Consider the following 14,976-nt stretch of genomic DNA (forward strand, 5'->3'; position numbering starts at 1 on the left):
AAAGCTAAGAAGGGCACCTTCTACTACGTATACCGGTAAGAAGGTGCCCTTCCTTCTCGGGTGGAGGAGTGGGGCGGATGGCACTACGCTCTCGCCAATGAGTGACGCGCGCGCCCAGGGCCTGATGTTCGGTGAGATCGCCGAGGAGTTCGACCGCATCCGGCCGGGGTATCCGGAGGGGCTCGTCGACGACGTGCTCGCGTACACCGGGATCGGGGTGCAGGCGCTGGAGGTCGGCGCGGGCACGGGCAAGGCGACCACCGCGTTCGCGGCGCGCGGCCTGCAGATCACCGCGGTCGAGCCGGACCCGAAGATGGCCGCGCTGCTGACCGAGCGCCTGGCCGGGCAGCCGTCGGTGCGGGTGGTCGTCTCGCTGTGGGAGGACTACACCCCTGACCTCGCGTTCGACCTGCTGTTCTGCGCGCAGGCGTGGCAGTGGACCGACGGCTCGCAGCGCTGGGCGCGGGCCGCGGCGGCGCTGGCCCCGGGCGGCACCCTGGCGCTGTTCTGGAACTTCGACCGCGTCGCCGACGACGGCCTGCGCGCGCTGGTCCGCGAGGTGCACGCCGGGTACGCGCCGCACGCCATGATCGACGAGGAGCCGGCCGACGGCACCGACCTGTCGCAGTACTGGCCGGGACCGGACCTGGCCGCGCTGCCCGAGTTCGGCGAGCTGGCCGAGCACCTCTACACCTGGGAGCGCACGCTGTCGGCCGACGACTACGTCTCCTACCTGTCGACCCAGCCGACCTACCGGATCCTGCCCGAGGCGACCCGCGAGGCGCTGTTCACGGCGCTGCTGCAGCGGCTGCCGGAGAAGGTCACGCTGGCCGTGGAGACGCTGCTCTACCTGGGGCGGCGCACCGCCTGACGGCTACTCGACGGGCCGGCGCAGCGAGTAGGTGACGGCGAACAGGCGATACGGCTCGGTGTGCAGGAACACGGCGCCCCGGTCGTACGCCTGCCAGCCCGCCTGCCCGGCCCGGTTGAGGTGGCGCAGGTCGTCGAAGCGCTCGTCGGTGCCCCAGCGCTCCGGCCCGTCGTTGTCGTGGAACACCGCGTCCCAGTCCATGAAGCGGTCGGCGCCCAGGGTGCCTGCCGATCGGTACTCCAGCCGCGCGTACTCCCACTGCGTCATGCGGCCATTGTGCCGCAGCGCTCGGGACGCTGTCCAAACACGACCGGGCTGATCAGCCCAGCTCCATGCCGACGAGCAGGAACACCGCCAGCCCCGTCGCCAGGCCGATGCCCATCGCCAGCGGCAGCCCGGCGCCGAAGAACGTCGCGGTGAACGTGGCCAGCCCGCCCGGGATCACGAAGAAGGCGACGGCCTGCACCGGCTTGCGCCTGGCGTACGACAGCGCGGCCCGGCCCACGAAGCGCAGCACGATGACCGCGAAGGCGAGCAGGGCCACGGCGGCCAGCCCGAGCACCACCCAGAGCACGACCTCACCGGACGACATGCAGCCGAAGGTAGCCGCGATCGCGGCGCCGGGCCAGTGACGGCCGTACCTATTTCACGACGCGGAACCGCGCGTGGGTGACCTGCGCGGACTGGTGCGCGCCGAGCTGCTCCAGCTCGATGTGGTCCGTGCCGAGGTGCTCGAACAGCCGCCGCCCCGCGCCCAGCAGCACCGGCGCGATCTGCAGGTGGATCTCGTCGAGCAGGCCCGCCCGGAGCAGCTGCTGCGTCACGTCGGCGCCCATCACGGTGACTGCGCCGTCTCCGGCGGCGGCGCGGGCCAGCGCCAGCGCGTCCGCCAGGCCGGTGGTGACGAAGGTGAACGTGCCCTCCTTCTCGGCCCGGTCCGGCTCGGGCCGGTGGGTGAGCACGAAGCAGGGCACCGGATAGGGCGTGCCGCCCCACTGGCCGATGCCGACGTCGAAGGTGCGCCGGCCCAGCAGCACCGCCGTGGTCAGCGCGAACTGCTGCCGCGCGGCCGCCGCGTCGGCCTCGTCGGCGCCGTCGAAGAGCCAGCGGTGCAGGCGCTCGCCGCCGACACCCATCGGCTGCTCGACGCTGACGTCCGGCCCGGCCATGAAGCCGTCCAGCGACATCGTCACGTGCACGTTCACCTGCGCCATGAAGCACCTCCGCAGCATCGCCCCGAAGGACGCATGCTGCCACGGACCGCCGACACACTCGCGTCACGAGCGTCGATCGGTGCGCGGTGGCGGACGCTCAGCGGCGGCAGATCGGGTACGCGCTGCCGTCGACGGCGCGGGTGCGCCCGTCGGGCGACTGCACGTAGAACGTGCTGCCCTCGACCCAGTGCCGCTGGCCGGGACGGACCATGACGGTCTCGGACAGCTCGATGGCGTAGTCCCCGACGGTGAGCATGCTGACCAGCATCAGCCGGTCGGCTATGACGGGCTCGGTGGTGGGCACGGAAGACTCCGGGGGGTGAGGGGACGCTCACGCTACCGCGACGTACCCGTCCCGGGGAAGAGGGTTGATCGATGCGTGGCAAAAGCCACCGCGTGGTGTCGATCCGGACGGCCCGCGTTCGTATAGAGGGGGAGAGGACATCCGGTCGCCCACCCGAGGAGGCGTCGTGAAGCAGTACCTGCTGAGCATCTACCAGCCCGACGGCGGCCCGCCGCCGCCCGAGGTCCTCGACCCCGTGATGCGCGCGCTGGCCGAGCTGAACGCCGAGCTGGAGGCGGCCGGGGCGCTGGTGCGCACCGCGGGCCTGCTGCCGCCCGAGACGGCCACCGTGGTCCGCGCGGACGGCGACGGCATCCTGCTCACCGACGGCCCGTTCACCGAGGGCAAGGAGCACGTCGGCGGCTTCTGGATCATCCGAGCGCTGGACCTCGACGCGGCGCTGTTCTGGGCGGGCAAGGCCGCCCGCGCCACCACGCTGCCGATCGAGGTGCGCCCGATGCACGGCGGCGAGGGCTGAGTGCCGGACGAGCTGGCCGCCGTCTACCGCGCGGAGTACGGCCGCGCGGTGGCGGTGCTGGTGCGCGCCTTCGGCGACCTCGACCTGGCCGAGGAGGCGGTGCAGGACGCGTTCGCCGAGGCGGCCCGGCGCTGGCCGGAGGCCGGGATGCCGCCCAGCCCGGCCGGCTGGATCATCACGACCGCCCGCAACCGGGCCGTGGACCGGCTGCGCCGCGAGGCGTCCCGCGACGGCCGGCACGCCCAGGCGGCGCTGCTGCACGCCCGTGACGAGCCCGCCGAGGAGGGGCCCGTGCCCGACGACCGGCTCCGGCTGATCTTCACCTGCTGCCATCCGGCGCTCGCCCCCGCCGCGCGCGTCGCGCTGACGTTGCGGCTGCTCGGCGGCCTGAGCACGGCCGAGATCGCACGCGCGTTCCTGGTGCCCGAGGCCACCATGGCGCAGCGGCTGGTCCGCGCCAAGAACAAGATCAAGGGCGCGGGCATCCCGTACCGGGTGCCGCGCGACGCCGACCTCCCCGACCGGCTGCGGTCGGTGCTCGCCGTCCTCTACCTGATCTTCAATGAGGGGTACGCGGCGAGCAGCGGCCCCGACCTGGTCCGCGCCGACCTGTGCGCCGAGGCGATCCGGCTGGCCCGGCTGCTGGCCGAGCTGATGCCCGACGAGCCCGAAGCGCTCGGCCTGCTCGCCCTGATGCTGCTCACCGAGGCCCGGCGGCCCGCCCGCACCACCGCCGCCGGGGAACTGGTGCCGCTGCCCGAGCAGGACCGCTCCCGCTGGGACCGCGCGCTGATCGCCGAGGGGCTGACGCTGGCGCGCGACGCGGTGCGCCGCGGCGGCACCGGCCCGTACGTGCTGCAGGCCGCGATCAGCGCCCAGCACGCCGCAGCACCGTCCACAGCGGATACCGACTGGCCGCGCATCGTGGCGCTCTACGACCGGCTGCTGGTGCTCACGCCCGGCCCGGTCGTCGCGCTGCACCGCGCCGTCGCAGTCGCCGAGGTGGCCGGTCCGGGCCCCGCGCTCGCCCTGCTGGAGAGGCTGGATCTTGACCGTGACCACCTCTATCACGCCGTGCGCGCGGACCTGCTGCACCGGCTCGGCCGCGACGCCGAGGCGGCACAGGCGTACGACGCCGCCGAAGCGCGCACCGCCAACGAGGCCGAGCGCGACTTCCTGCGACGCCGCCGCGCCGCGCTCAGCGGGTGAGCGTCAGGCCTTGCAGAGGCCGAGAACAGCGCTGCCGCCGAGCACACCCGTGAGGATCTTCCCGGCCGACTTGGCGGCCTTGCCGTCGTAGTCGGTGCCGGCCGCCTTGAGGTCGGCCAGCCAGCCGTTCACCTTGGCGACGTCGGCTTTCGCCGCCTTGCCGAGGGTGTCGTCGGTGGTGCCGTCGACGATGGCGGCGAGGGCGTCGCGGTAGTCCGTCAGCGCCTTCTTCAGCTCGGCGAGCGCGGCCTTCTTGCCCGCGTCACCGCCCTGGTAGACGCCCTTGACCAGGCCGTCGTAGGCGCCCGACACGGTGAACACCTCAAGCACCTGCGTCTTGAGGCCGTCGCAGACGACCTGGTACTTGGAGCCGGTCGGGGACGGGCTCGGGGCGGGGGCGGCCGAGGTCGCGGCTGCGGCCGCGCTGGGCGTGGCCTGAGCCTCGGCGGTGTCGGCCGGGGTGCTGCCGCACGCGGCGGCGGCGATGAGGACGGCGGTGAGGGCGAGGGGCAGGGTGAAGCGGCGCATGAGCTTAGGAACTCCGGTCTCTCGAGACAGCAGCCCGCAGCCTGCCGCATGATCACGCGCCGCGCCGACCCGCGGGGATCAACTTTCGATCATTAATGGTCGGCTGAGCGGACGACCAGCGACGCGTACGTCGGCACCAGCACCCGCCGCGCGGGCTGCCGCGACACCACCTGCCACGGACGGCCGTCGGCGAGCAGCGTCTCCAGCAGCCGGGTGAGCTGCACCCGGGCCACCGCCGCGCCCAGGCACAGGTGCCGGCCCGCGCCGAACCACAGCTGGCGGGTCTCGGGCACGTACTCGCGGGTCACGTCGAACGGCCCGGCCGCGTTGTCGGCGACGTAGGTCAGCATCATCACCCGCCCGTCCTTGCGCAGCGTCCGCCCGCCCACCTCGGCGTCCGCGGCGATGTGCCGCCCGATGACCGGTGCGGGGGTGGTCACCCGCAGCCCCTCGCGCACCGCGCCGGGCAGCAGCGACCGGTCGGCGAGCAGCGCGTGCTGCTGTCCGGTGTCGTGCAGCAGGGCGACGGTGCGGGTCAGCGACGACGCGCCGGTCTCGGTGCCCGCGATGGCGAGCAGCGTGGCCAGGCCCCGGGCCAGCTCCTCGCTGATGCCGACGCCCCGGCACCGGCCCAGGATCGTGTCCGGCCCGCCGGTGCGGTAGGCCTCCGCCACCCCGCCGGTGATCTCGGTGACTAGGCCCTTCGCCCGCTCGATCGTCTCGGCGGGCAGCGCGGTCGAGGTCTGGGTGCCCAGCGCGAGCGCCGCCAGCCGCTCGGCGGAGTCGAACAGCGCCCGCGCCGCCGCGTCGTCGGCCAGCTCGATGCCGAGCAGGTCGGCGACGGTGTACGCGGACGTGGTCCGCACCAGCTCGGCCAGGTCCACGGTCTCCCCAGCGGCCAGCCGCGCCCGCAGCCGGGCGTGGTGCGGCCCCTGCGCCCGGTCCACCAGGGCCCGCGCGCTGTCCTCGGTGAACAGGTCGCGGCCCAGCGTACGCAGCTCGGCGTGCCGGGAGCCGCCGAAGAACGCGGCCATCTCCGGCCCGAACAGCTGCCCCCACAGGTCGCCGACGCCGCCCTCGCCGAGCATGCTGAAGTGCCGGGCGTCGTTGAGGATGCGCCGGGACAGCACCGGATCGGTGACCACCCAGCCGACCTTCGGCAGCCGCCGGATGGGTCCGGTCAGCCGCCCGATGGTGAGCAGCGCGAACAGGGCCGGGTTGCCCGCGCGCAGTAGCCTCGCCTCGTGCCGGCGCGCGACGCGCCGACCTCGTGCCGGACGGGGGATTACTGCCGAGGGGTGAGCAGGATTCACCCCCGCACCGTAGCGGGTAGGCGGTAGGGCAAGCTGAACGCCGCCGACGACCTGGGGGGACGACAACGATGAGAGCCCGTATCGCCGGGGTCGCCGCGTACCTGCCGCCCGGCCGCGTGGACAGCGCTGCCGTGGAGCAGCGGATCGTGGCGAGCAGCGACGGTTTCCGCCCGTTGCCGAACATCGTGGAGCGGCTGACCGGCATCCGGCACCGCCACTACGCCGACGACGACGTGCAGGCCTCCGACCTGGCCGTCGCAGCCGCGGAGAAGCTGCTGGCCGACCAGGGTCTGTCAGCCCGCGACGTGGACCTGATCGTGTTCGGCTCGGCCTCGCAGGATCTGATCGAGCCCGCGACCGCGCACATCGTGGCGGCGAAGCTCGGCGCGTCCTGCCCGGTGTTCGACGTGAAGAACGCCTGCAACAGCTTCCTCAACGGGGTCCAGCTCGCCGAGGCGCTGATCGCCACCGGCCAGCACCGCCGGGTGCTGGTCTGCACCGGCGAGGTGCCCTCCCGCGCGGTGCGCTGGCGGGTGCGCGACCGGGCCCAGTTCGCCGACGCGTTCGCCGGGTACACCCTGTCCGACGGCGGCGCGGCGATGCTGCTGGAGGCCGCCGATACCGGGGGCATCCTGCACCGGCGCTTCGCCGCCGACTCCACCGCCTGGGAGCTGGGCACGCTGCCCGCCGGTGGCACGATGCGCCCGCGCGACCCGGACGCCACCTACTTCAGCGGCGACGCCCGGCGCATGCGCGACGCGTTCCTGCGCGCCGGGCCGGGCATGTTCCTGGCGATGCTGTCCGACGTGGGCCTGAGCTGGTCGGACTTCGCCGTGGTGTGCGTACACCAGGTGACGCTGCCCTACCTGGAGACGCTGCGGGAGGGGCTGGGCATCCCGGCCGACCGGCTCGTGGTCACCCTGCCCGAGCACGGCAACCTGGCCAGCGTGACGCTGCCGTTGCAGCTGGCCACGGCGATCCAGGACGGGCGGTGCGGGCCGGGCGACCGGGTCGCGCTGATCGGGCTGGCCGGCGGGGTCAGCGTCGGCGTCATGTTCGCGGAGCTGTGATGGGGCACCCGCTCTGGGTCGTGATCCCGGCGTACAACGAGCAGGCGTCGCTCGGGGCGACCCTGCGCCGCCTCGCCGAGCAGGACGATCGCGCGTTCACGCTGGTCGTGGTCGACAACGCGAGCACCGACCGCACCGCCGAGGTGGCCCGCGCGCACGCTGCCGACCTGGACCTGCACCTGATCAGCGAGCCGGAGAAGGGCACCGGCTGCGCCGCCGACACCGGCATGCGATACGCCATCGCGCACGGCGCGACGCTGCTGGCCCGCACCGACGCCGACTGCCTGCCCGCGCCCGGCTGGACCGCCGCGGTGCGGCGCGGGTTCGGCGACGGGCTGCGGATGCTCAGCGGGCCGCTGCGCCCGCGCACCGACGAGTTCCCGCTGCGCTGGTGGGAGCGGCGGCTGCTGCCCTCGGTGGTGTCGCTGGCGGCCACGTTCGGCCGGTTCCGGCCCGGCAACCGCGACGCGGCGTACGTCGGGCCGTACCTGATGATGCCCGGCTGCAACATGGCGATCACGGCGGAGCTGTACGAGGCCGCAGGCGGTTTCCCGCGCACCCGCATCGAGGACGTGCACGAGGACCGCGCCCTGGTGAACCGGGTGCGCCGGATCACCGGCGAGTTCGGCCTGCGCCGCGACATGGTCGTCCACGGCTCGGTGCGCCGGCTGCGCGCATACGGGCTGGTCGGCACGCTGGCCTGGTACGCCGACCACCGCTACACCCCGGACCGGGTGGACATCCGTTGACCCCGGCGGTCTGGGAACGGCGCCTCTACCGGCGCGCGCACCCGCTGGCGTACCCCCTGCTGCGGCTCCTTGCCCGGCGCGGGCCGATCGTGCGGGTGCCCGGCCTGGGCGTGGTCGTCAACGACGCGGCGCTGGCCCGGGAGGTGCTGCTCGACGGGGACACGTTCCGCAAGGACGGGCCCGGCGCGTCCGGCGACCTGTGGACCCCGATCCTCGGCCCGTCCGTGCTGCTCAACATGGAGGGCCCGGCGCACCGGGCGCTGCGCGGGCGGCTGGCCGAGCTGTTCACCCCGGCGTACACCGCGCGCCTGTGCGAGCAGGTGCTGGCCGGGCCGCTGGACACGCTCGCCGCCCGGCTGCACGCGGGTGAGCCGGTGGACCTGGTCGACACGATGCGGGTGCTGGCCGGTGCGGTCATCTGCGCGGTGATCGGGCTCGACGCGGACGGCGAGGCCGCACACCGGCACATGTTCCACCAGGGCGAGCGCATCGTGGCGATGGTCAGCCTGCGTACCCGCACGCTGTCGGCGGCGCAGGTGCGGCGGGCCCGGGAGGTGCTGGACCCGATCGGCGACATCGCGGCGCGTGCCTACCGCTCCGGTGACGAGAGCACGGTCATGGGCCGCATGCGCACGCTCGGGCTGTCCGAGGCCGAGGCGCGCGGCGCGGCGGGGGCGTTCTTCCTCACCGGCACCGAGACCGTGGCCACGCTGGTGCCCCGGCTGATCGCGCTGCTGCACGACGCCGGGCAGCTCGACCGGGTCGCGGCCGATCCCGGCCTGCTGGACCCGGCGATCGACGAGGCGATGCGGGTCAGCACCCCGACCCCGGTCATGCTGCGCAGCGTGCACGCCCCTGCCGTGGTCGGCGGGCTGCCGGTGCGGCCCGGCGAGCGGGTGCTGCTCGCCACGCACAACTGCTGCCTGGCGTACGGGCCGTTCGACCTGGACCGGCCGCAGCCGCCGGAGCTGCGACGGCTCTGGTTCGGCGCAGGCCCGCACTTCTGCATCGGGTATCCGCTGGCCATGGCCGAGATCCGCGCGGTGGCCCGCACCGTGCTCGCGGCCGCGCCACTGCGGATCGTCCGCCGCGCCGCCGCGCGAGGCGTCCTCATCCCGACCTACCGGGAGCTGGTGGTGGCGCGATGAGCCTGGTCGGACTGGTGCTGGCGCAGGCCGCGCGGACCCCGGAGGCGACCGCCCTGATCGCGGGTGACGGCACCCGACTGAGCTACGGCGAACTGCGCCGCCGGGTGCTGGCGGTACGCGACGGGCTGCGCGCGGCCGGACTCGCGCCCGGGGACGGGGTGCTCTTCTCCGTCCGGCCCTCGCTCGACTCGCTGGTGCTGGCCGTCGCCGTGGTCGCCGCGGGCGGGCACGTCATCTTCGCCGACCCCGGCGCGGGGCCGGAGATGTTCACCGCCCGCATGCGGCTGGCCCGCCCGCGCTGGTCCGCCGCCGAATCCCTGCTCTACGCGGCGAGCCGCCTGGCACCCGTACGCGCCTACGCACGCCGCCGCGGCCTGCTCCTGCCCGACCTGTCCAAGCTGGACGTGCAGCGGCACGTCTACACCGGACGCTGGCTGCCCGGCGTGCCCGGCGGCGCCCTCTCCCTACGCACCCTGCTGGTCACCCCCGCGGACGGGCCGACGGCCGAGCGGCGCCTGTCCACGGGCAGCGCCTCGCGGAACGCCGCCGGCATCTCTCCCGCGCCTGACGTGCCAGGCATGCTCCCCGAGCAGCGCACGGAATGCCCCGACCTCGGCGGGGACGCCCCGGCGGCCGTCATCTTCACGTCCGGCACCACGGCGCATCCGCGCGCGGTGGTGCACACCGGGGCGTCGCTCACGGCGGCGCTGGAGCTGCTGCGCTCCCGGGTGCCGTTGGGGCCGGGGGACGTGGTGCACACCGACCAGCTCATGCTCGGGCTGCCCACGCTGATCTCGGGCGCGTGCTGGTCGCTGCCGCCGCTGGGCGCCACGCCGGCCGTGTTCCTCGACCAGCTGCGCGAGCGCGGCGCGACCCACACCTACGCCGTGCCGGTGCAGCTCGCCGAGGTGCTGGACGTGGGCCCGCTGCCGGACAGCCTGCGGCACGTGCTGCTCGGGTCGGCTCCGGCGCCCGCGCCGCTGCTGCGCCGGGCGGTCGCGGCGGCACCCCGGGCCGAGGTGCTGTCGGTGTACGCGATGACCGAGATCCTGCCCGTCGCGATCGCCACCGCCGCCGAGAAACTCGCCCACACCGCGTCGGGCGCGCCCGGCGACCTGGTCGGCGCCCCGCTGCCCGGCGTCGCGGTCCGGCTCGGCGACGACGGCGAACTGCTGCTCGCCGGGCCCAACCGCTGCTCCGGCTACCTCGGCGACCCGCCGCTCGACTGGCTGCCCACCGGTGACCTCGCCCGGCTCGACGAGCAGGGCCGCATCGTGCTGTCCGGCCGCAAGAAGGACATGCTCATCCGCGGCTCGTTCAACCTGTACCCGGGCCTCTACGAACCCGCCGTCACCGCCCTGCCCGGCGTCGCCGAGGCGGCTTTCCTCGGGCTGCCCGATCCCGTGCACGGCGATGAGCGCGTCGTGCTCGCCGTCGTGCCGGATCCGTCGGCCGACGCCGCGTCGCTGCCCGCCCGCCTGCGCCGCGACCTGCCCGACGTCATCGACCACGCCGCGTTGCCCGACGAGATCGTGCTGCTGCCCGCCCTCCCCCGCACCGGCCGCGCCCGCAAACTCGACCGCACCGCCCTGCGCGTGGCGCTCACGGAGCCGCGATGAGCCCTGCTCCGGTTCTCACCGCGCCATTCCCGGGTGGCGCAATCACCGCCGGGTGCAGATGCGAGGTTGCACGATGAGGGTCGCGGTGACCGGTGCGTCCGGCTTCGTGGGCGGCGAGGTGTGCCGGGAGCTGCGCCGGGACGGGCACCAGGTGGTCGGCTTCGGCCGCAGGCCCGCGCCGCCCGGCCTCGACGGCGTGGACTACCGGCGCTGGGACCTGGCCGGCGGGCCGCTGCCCGAGGCACCCGACGTGGACGCGGTGGTGCACTGCGCCGGGACGGTGTCCGACTGGGGCCCGGCGCGCGAGTTCCACGCGGTCAACGTGGACGGCACCGCGCACGTGCTGGCCACGTTTCCCCGGGCGCGGTTCGTGCACGTCAGCACCGCCAGCGTGTACGACCCTCGGCGCCCGACGGTGCAGGCCGCCGAGGACGAGGCACCGACCGGGCGCTACCTCAACGCGTACGGCGAGTCCAAGGCGCGGGCGGAGCGGCTGGTGCTGGCCGCGATGGCGCAGCGGCCCGCGATCATCCTGCGCCCGCACGCGATCTACGGCCCCGGCGACCCGACGCTGCTGCCCCGGGTGCTGTCCGCGGTGCGCGGCCGGTGGCTGCCGGCCGTCGGCGACGGGCGGCAGCGGGTCAGCCTGACCTCGGCCGCCAACCTCGCCCGCGCCTGCGTGCTGGCCGCGACCGGCCCCGTCGAGCAGGGCGTCTTCAACGTCACCGACGCCGCGCCGGTGGTGCTCGACGACGCACTGCGGGCGGTGCTCGCCGCGCGCGGCATCGCCGCCCGGCCGGTGTACCTGCCACTGCGCGCGGTGTGGCCGCTGGCCACCGCCGCCGAGCTGCTGTTCCGGCTGGTACGCAGCTCGCGCCCGCCCCGGCTGACCCGCTACGCGGCGAGCCATCTCGCGGTGGAGCGCACGCTCGACATCAGCGCGGCGCGCGAGCGGCTCGGCTACTCCCCGGCCCCGACCTCCTTCGACGGTGCCGCGAGCTGGTGAGCCGGCGCCCGCGTGCTGAGCGCGCTCACCAGCCGCGGGCGTGCCACTCCGGCAGCGACGGGCGCTCGCGGCCCAGCGTGCTGTCCTTGCCGTGGCCGGGGTAGAACCAGGTGTCGTCGGGCAGCCGGTCGAAGATCTTCGTCTCGACGTCGCGCAGCAGCGAGGCGAACGCCTGCGAGTCGCCCCACGTGTTGCCCACGCCGCCCGGGAACAGCGAGTCGCCCGTGAACAGGTGCGGGTGCCCGTGCGGGTCGCGGTAGAGCAGCGCGATCGAGCCGGGCGTGTGCCCGACCAGGTGGATGACCTCCAGCTCGACCTGCCCGACGCGTACCGTCTGTCCTTCCTCGACGGTCTCCGCCTTCACCGGCAGCTCGCCCGCGTCGGCGGGGTGGGCGATCGCGGTCGCGCCGGTCGCCGCGACCACTTCGGACAGCGCCTGCCAGTGGTCGCCGTGCCGGTGCGTGGTCACCACCGTGGCCAGGCCCGCGTCACCGGCCAGGGCCAGCAGCGTCGGCGCGTCGTTGGCCGCGTCGACGAGCAGCTGCTCGCCGGTGCCGTTGCAGCGCAGCAGGTAGGCGTTGTTGTCGTGGGGGCCGACCGAGACCTTGCTGATGGTCAGCTCGTCGAGTTCGCGTACGTCGGCGGATCCGCCGCGCGTCACGTCACCGGTATAGGACACGCCCGAAGCCTATCGCCGAAGGCGGGTCCCGCGGGTGAGACTGAGTCGTGCGCAGATCGACGGCTGCCGCGGGCAGCACCGCCTTCTTCCTGGCCGCGCCGGGCGTGGTCGCGGGCCTGGTGCCCTGGCTCATCACCGGCTGGCAGACCGCCGCGTACTGGTGGCTGCCGGTACGCGCCATCGGCGTGCTGCTGATCCTGGCGGGCACCGCCGTGGTGGTGAACGCGTTCGCGCGGTTCGTGACCGAGGGCGCCGGCACCCCCATGCCAGCCGCCCCGCCGCAGCACCTGGTCGTCGGCGGCCTCTACCGCTACGTCCGCAACCCGATGTACGTCGCGGTCCTGTCGGCGATCCTCGGCCAGGTGCTGCTGTTCGGCAGCCTGCCGCTGCTCGCGTACGCCGCCTGCGTCTTCTTGGCGTTCGTGACGTTCGTGCACTTCTACGAGGAGCCGCACCTGCGCCGCCAGTTCGGCCCCGACTACGACGCCTACCGCCGCGAGGTCCCCGGCTGGCTGCCCCGCCTCCGCCCAAGATCACGTTGATCTTGCACGAAGTGTTGCCCTTTTGCCCGTTTAATGCGTGTCGCACCCACAGCTCACGCAAGATCGCCGCGGTAGAGGGGTGGGGTCAGAAGAGGCGGGTGAGGATCAGGTCGAGGGCGGTTTCGGCGTGGCGGCGGGAGAGGTCGGCGGCGCGGTCGGGAGCGCGGGTTTGGAGTGCCTCGACCAGGGCTTCGTGCTCGGACTGGGAGGCGGCGACCTCGTCGGGGCGGTAGTGCGCGGCGATCTGGTCGTTGAAGAAGTAGAGGTGGTTCTGTTCGATGACGCGGGCCAGGCGGGGGTTGTGGGCGGCTTCGACGATCATGTGGTGGAAGCGGTCGTTGAAGACCACGAAGTCGTCGTTGCTGCCCGTGCCGGTCCAGCTGGCGCAGTGTGTGGCGATGGCGGCCAGTTCGGTTTCCGTGGCGCGCTGGGCGGCGAAGCGGGCCGCGAAGGACTCCAGCGCCATGCGTACCTCGTAGATGGCGACGATCTCGTCGCGGTCGTGCTGGCGCACGATCCAGCGGCGGCGGTGCGAGACGATCAGGCCGTCCGCGGCCAGGCGCTGCAGGCTCTCCCGGATGGGGGTACGGCTGACCTGTAGCTTCTCCGCGATGACCGCCTCGACCAGCGGCTCGTTCGGGCCGATCTTGCCGAGCACGATCTGCTCGCGCAGCCAGCGGTAGACGTTGTCGGACAGCGTGCGCGTGGCGTGCAGCGGCTCGGCGGGCAGTTCCTGTGCGGTCGGCACCTGCCGCCTCCCTCGTCACGCGGCCCGCTCCGCGGACCGCCCGGAATGGTCCACAGTATGCGTACCGGCCCGGCCCCTGCCATGAGCGTCGCCACAGGCGCGGACATACCTGCTCGCCTGTCCGGTTCCGCCATACGGGAAGTTGGATGGACGGGTGCGGGATGGGGTAAGGTCGCTCTCGTGGTTCGCATGTATTGGCGCTTTACGCTGGCTCTGGGTGGAGCCGGCGGTTCCATGCGCTGACCGCGACACCACCCAGAGCCAGCAGGGCGAAGACGTCACGTCTTCGCCCTTTGCCATGTCGAAGGACGGGCTGGCCTGGGACCTCATCAGGGCGGGGCCCGTCCCTGAGAACCGGGAGACGCTCCGATGACCCAGACCAACGACGTACACGTGCTCTCGTTCGAGCCGCTGCAGCCGCCGCGTGAGCTGCTGACCGAGCTGCCGCTCGGCGAGCATCGCGCCGCGCTGGTGCAACGATCGCGCCAGGAGGTGCGCGACGTGCTCACCGGCCGCGACGACCGCCTGCTCGTGGTGGTCGGCCCGTGCTCGGTGCACGACACCGAGGCGGCCATGGACTACGCCCGGCGGCTCACCGAGGCGGCCAGGCAGCACCAGCGCGAGCTGTGCATCGTGATGCGCGTCTACTTCGAGAAGCCGCGCACGACGATCGGCTGGAAGGGCCTCATCAACGACCCGGGGCTGGACGGCACGTACGACGTGCACCGGGGCCTGCGCACCGCCCGCACGCTGCTGCTCGACATCCTCGACCTCGGCATGCCCGTCGGCTGCGAGTTCCTCGACCCGACCAGCCCGCAGTACATCGCCGACGCGGTGACCTGGGGCGCGATCGGCGCCCGCACCATCGAGAGCCAGGTGCACCGGCAGCTCGCCTCCGGCCTGTCCATGCCGGTCGGCTTCAAGAACACCACCGACGGCGGCATCCAGGGCGCCATCGACGCGTGCGAGGTGGGCCGCAACAGCCACGTCTTCTTCGGCGTGGACCCCGACGGCCGCGCCGCCGTGGTCACCACCACCGGCAACGAGGACTGCCACGTGATCCTGCGCGGCGGCCGCAGCGGCCCGAACTACGGCCCCGAGTCGGTCGCGTCGACCCTGGCCATGACCGAGAAGGCGGGCCTCAAGCACCACCTGGTGATCGACGCCAGCCACGGCAACAGCGGCAAGAGCCACGAGCGCCAGGCCGTCGTCGCCGACGAGATCGCCGCGCAGATCGCCGAGGGCCAGCACGGCATCGGCGGCGTGATGCTGGAGAGCTTCATCGTGGCCGGCCGCCAGGACCTCGACTCCGGCGAGCCCCTCGTCTACGGCCAGTCCGTCACCGACGCCTGCATGAGCTGGCAGACCACCGAGCAGACCCTGGCCACCCTCGCCGCCGCCGTCACCGCCCGCCGCCCCCACTGAAAGGAAGGGCACCTTCTTAACGCTATACGTAGTA

At 73.7% G+C, this 14,976-nt stretch carries 18 protein-coding genes; 10 read left to right on the top strand and 8 right to left on the bottom strand.

The window, feature by feature from the left end:
• Positions 1 to 97: 97 nt before the first annotated feature.
• Entirely contained in the window at positions 98 to 871 is a 774-nt protein-coding gene (locus Cba03nite_RS38800; RefSeq protein WP_203757460.1) for a class I SAM-dependent methyltransferase, read from the top strand.
• A 3-nt stretch (positions 872 to 874) separates the two neighbouring features.
• On the opposite strand, the gene Cba03nite_RS38805 is transcribed toward Cba03nite_RS38800, so the two are convergent.
• From Cba03nite_RS38805 to Cba03nite_RS38820, 4 genes are all read right to left on the bottom strand, one after another.
• On the bottom strand, positions 875 to 1,138 hold the full coding sequence (locus Cba03nite_RS38805) for a hypothetical protein (protein ID WP_203757462.1): 264 nt from the start codon (positions 1,136 to 1,138) through the stop codon (positions 875 to 877).
• A gap of 52 nt (positions 1,139 to 1,190) precedes the next feature.
• A complete protein-coding gene (locus Cba03nite_RS38810; RefSeq protein WP_203757464.1) occupies positions 1,191 to 1,463 on the bottom strand; it encodes a hypothetical protein in 273 nt (90 codons plus the stop codon).
• A gap of 49 nt (positions 1,464 to 1,512) precedes the next feature.
• Positions 1,513 to 2,085 carry a dihydrofolate reductase family protein gene (locus tag Cba03nite_RS38815; protein WP_203757466.1) on the bottom strand — a complete coding sequence of 191 codons (573 nt, stop codon included), beginning with the start codon at positions 2,083 to 2,085 and terminating at the stop codon, positions 1,513 to 1,515.
• Between the two features lie 97 nt (positions 2,086 to 2,182).
• Positions 2,183 to 2,389, bottom strand: a complete 207-nt coding sequence (locus Cba03nite_RS38820) for a hypothetical protein (protein WP_203757468.1) — start codon at positions 2,387 to 2,389, stop codon at positions 2,183 to 2,185.
• Positions 2,390 to 2,555: 166 nt separating this feature from the next.
• On the opposite strand from Cba03nite_RS38820, the gene Cba03nite_RS38825 reads away from it, so the two are divergent.
• Together Cba03nite_RS38825 and Cba03nite_RS38830 are read left to right on the top strand one after the other, a co-directional pair.
• The gene (locus Cba03nite_RS38825) at positions 2,556 to 2,906 is read left to right on the top strand and encodes a YciI family protein (RefSeq protein WP_203757470.1); all 351 of its coding nucleotides are present in this window, start codon (positions 2,556 to 2,558) and stop codon (positions 2,904 to 2,906) included.
• On the top strand, positions 2,907 to 4,115 hold the full coding sequence (locus tag Cba03nite_RS38830; RefSeq protein ID WP_203757472.1) for an RNA polymerase sigma factor: 1,209 nt from the start codon (positions 2,907 to 2,909) through the stop codon (positions 4,113 to 4,115). It begins immediately after the preceding gene.
• A gap of 3 nt (positions 4,116 to 4,118) precedes the next feature.
• Here Cba03nite_RS38830 and Cba03nite_RS38835 read toward each other — a convergent pair whose 3' ends face one another.
• Together Cba03nite_RS38835 and Cba03nite_RS38840 are read right to left on the bottom strand one after the other, a co-directional pair.
• A complete protein-coding gene (locus Cba03nite_RS38835) occupies positions 4,119 to 4,643 on the bottom strand; it encodes a hypothetical protein (protein ID WP_203757474.1) in 525 nt (174 codons plus the stop codon).
• A gap of 92 nt (positions 4,644 to 4,735) precedes the next feature.
• Positions 4,736 to 5,956: a cytochrome P450 gene (locus Cba03nite_RS38840; RefSeq protein ID WP_239126344.1), complete on the bottom strand. Its 1,221-nt coding sequence runs from the start codon at positions 5,954 to 5,956 to the stop codon at positions 4,736 to 4,738.
• Positions 5,957 to 6,024: 68 nt separating this feature from the next.
• Between Cba03nite_RS38840 and Cba03nite_RS38845 the strand changes: the two genes are divergently transcribed.
• From Cba03nite_RS38845 to Cba03nite_RS38865, 5 genes are all read left to right on the top strand, one after another.
• A complete protein-coding gene (locus Cba03nite_RS38845; RefSeq protein ID WP_203757476.1) occupies positions 6,025 to 7,026 on the top strand; it encodes a 3-oxoacyl-ACP synthase III family protein in 1,002 nt (333 codons plus the stop codon).
• A complete protein-coding gene (locus Cba03nite_RS38850) occupies positions 7,026 to 7,775 on the top strand; it encodes a glycosyltransferase family 2 protein (protein WP_203757478.1) in 750 nt (249 codons plus the stop codon). The genes Cba03nite_RS38845 and Cba03nite_RS38850 overlap by 1 nt, the downstream gene beginning before the upstream one ends.
• A complete protein-coding gene (locus Cba03nite_RS38855; RefSeq protein WP_203757480.1) occupies positions 7,772 to 8,923 on the top strand; it encodes a cytochrome P450 in 1,152 nt (383 codons plus the stop codon). Before Cba03nite_RS38850 ends, Cba03nite_RS38855 begins: the two co-directional genes overlap by 4 nt.
• Positions 8,920 to 10,542: a class I adenylate-forming enzyme family protein gene (locus Cba03nite_RS38860; RefSeq protein WP_203757482.1), complete on the top strand. Its 1,623-nt coding sequence runs from the start codon at positions 8,920 to 8,922 to the stop codon at positions 10,540 to 10,542. Before Cba03nite_RS38855 ends, Cba03nite_RS38860 begins: the two co-directional genes overlap by 4 nt.
• Before the next feature lie 73 nt (positions 10,543 to 10,615).
• Complete coding sequence (locus tag Cba03nite_RS38865; protein ID WP_203757484.1) at positions 10,616 to 11,548, top strand: NAD-dependent epimerase/dehydratase family protein; 933 nt, start codon at positions 10,616 to 10,618, stop codon at positions 11,546 to 11,548.
• 25 nt (positions 11,549 to 11,573) lie between these two features.
• On the opposite strand, the gene Cba03nite_RS38870 is transcribed toward Cba03nite_RS38865, so the two are convergent.
• On the bottom strand, positions 11,574 to 12,227 hold the full coding sequence (locus tag Cba03nite_RS38870; RefSeq protein WP_203757486.1) for an MBL fold metallo-hydrolase: 654 nt from the start codon (positions 12,225 to 12,227) through the stop codon (positions 11,574 to 11,576).
• Between the two features lie 47 nt (positions 12,228 to 12,274).
• Here Cba03nite_RS38870 and Cba03nite_RS38875 point away from each other — a divergent pair, with 47 nt between their 5' ends.
• A complete protein-coding gene (locus Cba03nite_RS38875; RefSeq protein WP_203757488.1) occupies positions 12,275 to 12,769 on the top strand; it encodes a methyltransferase family protein in 495 nt (164 codons plus the stop codon).
• 85 nt (positions 12,770 to 12,854) lie between these two features.
• Here Cba03nite_RS38875 and Cba03nite_RS38880 read toward each other — a convergent pair whose 3' ends face one another.
• Complete coding sequence (locus Cba03nite_RS38880; RefSeq protein WP_203757490.1) at positions 12,855 to 13,517, bottom strand: GntR family transcriptional regulator; 663 nt, start codon at positions 13,515 to 13,517, stop codon at positions 12,855 to 12,857.
• A 369-nt stretch (positions 13,518 to 13,886) separates the two neighbouring features.
• Here Cba03nite_RS38880 and Cba03nite_RS38885 point away from each other — a divergent pair, with 369 nt between their 5' ends.
• Positions 13,887 to 14,942, top strand: coding sequence for a 3-deoxy-7-phosphoheptulonate synthase (locus Cba03nite_RS38885; RefSeq protein WP_203757492.1), 1,056 nt, complete (start codon positions 13,887 to 13,889; stop codon positions 14,940 to 14,942).
• Positions 14,943 to 14,976 lie beyond the last annotated feature (34 nt).

Source organism: Catellatospora bangladeshensis (genome assembly GCF_016862575.1).
Lineage (GTDB): Bacteria > Actinomycetota > Actinomycetes > Mycobacteriales > Micromonosporaceae > Catellatospora > Catellatospora bangladeshensis.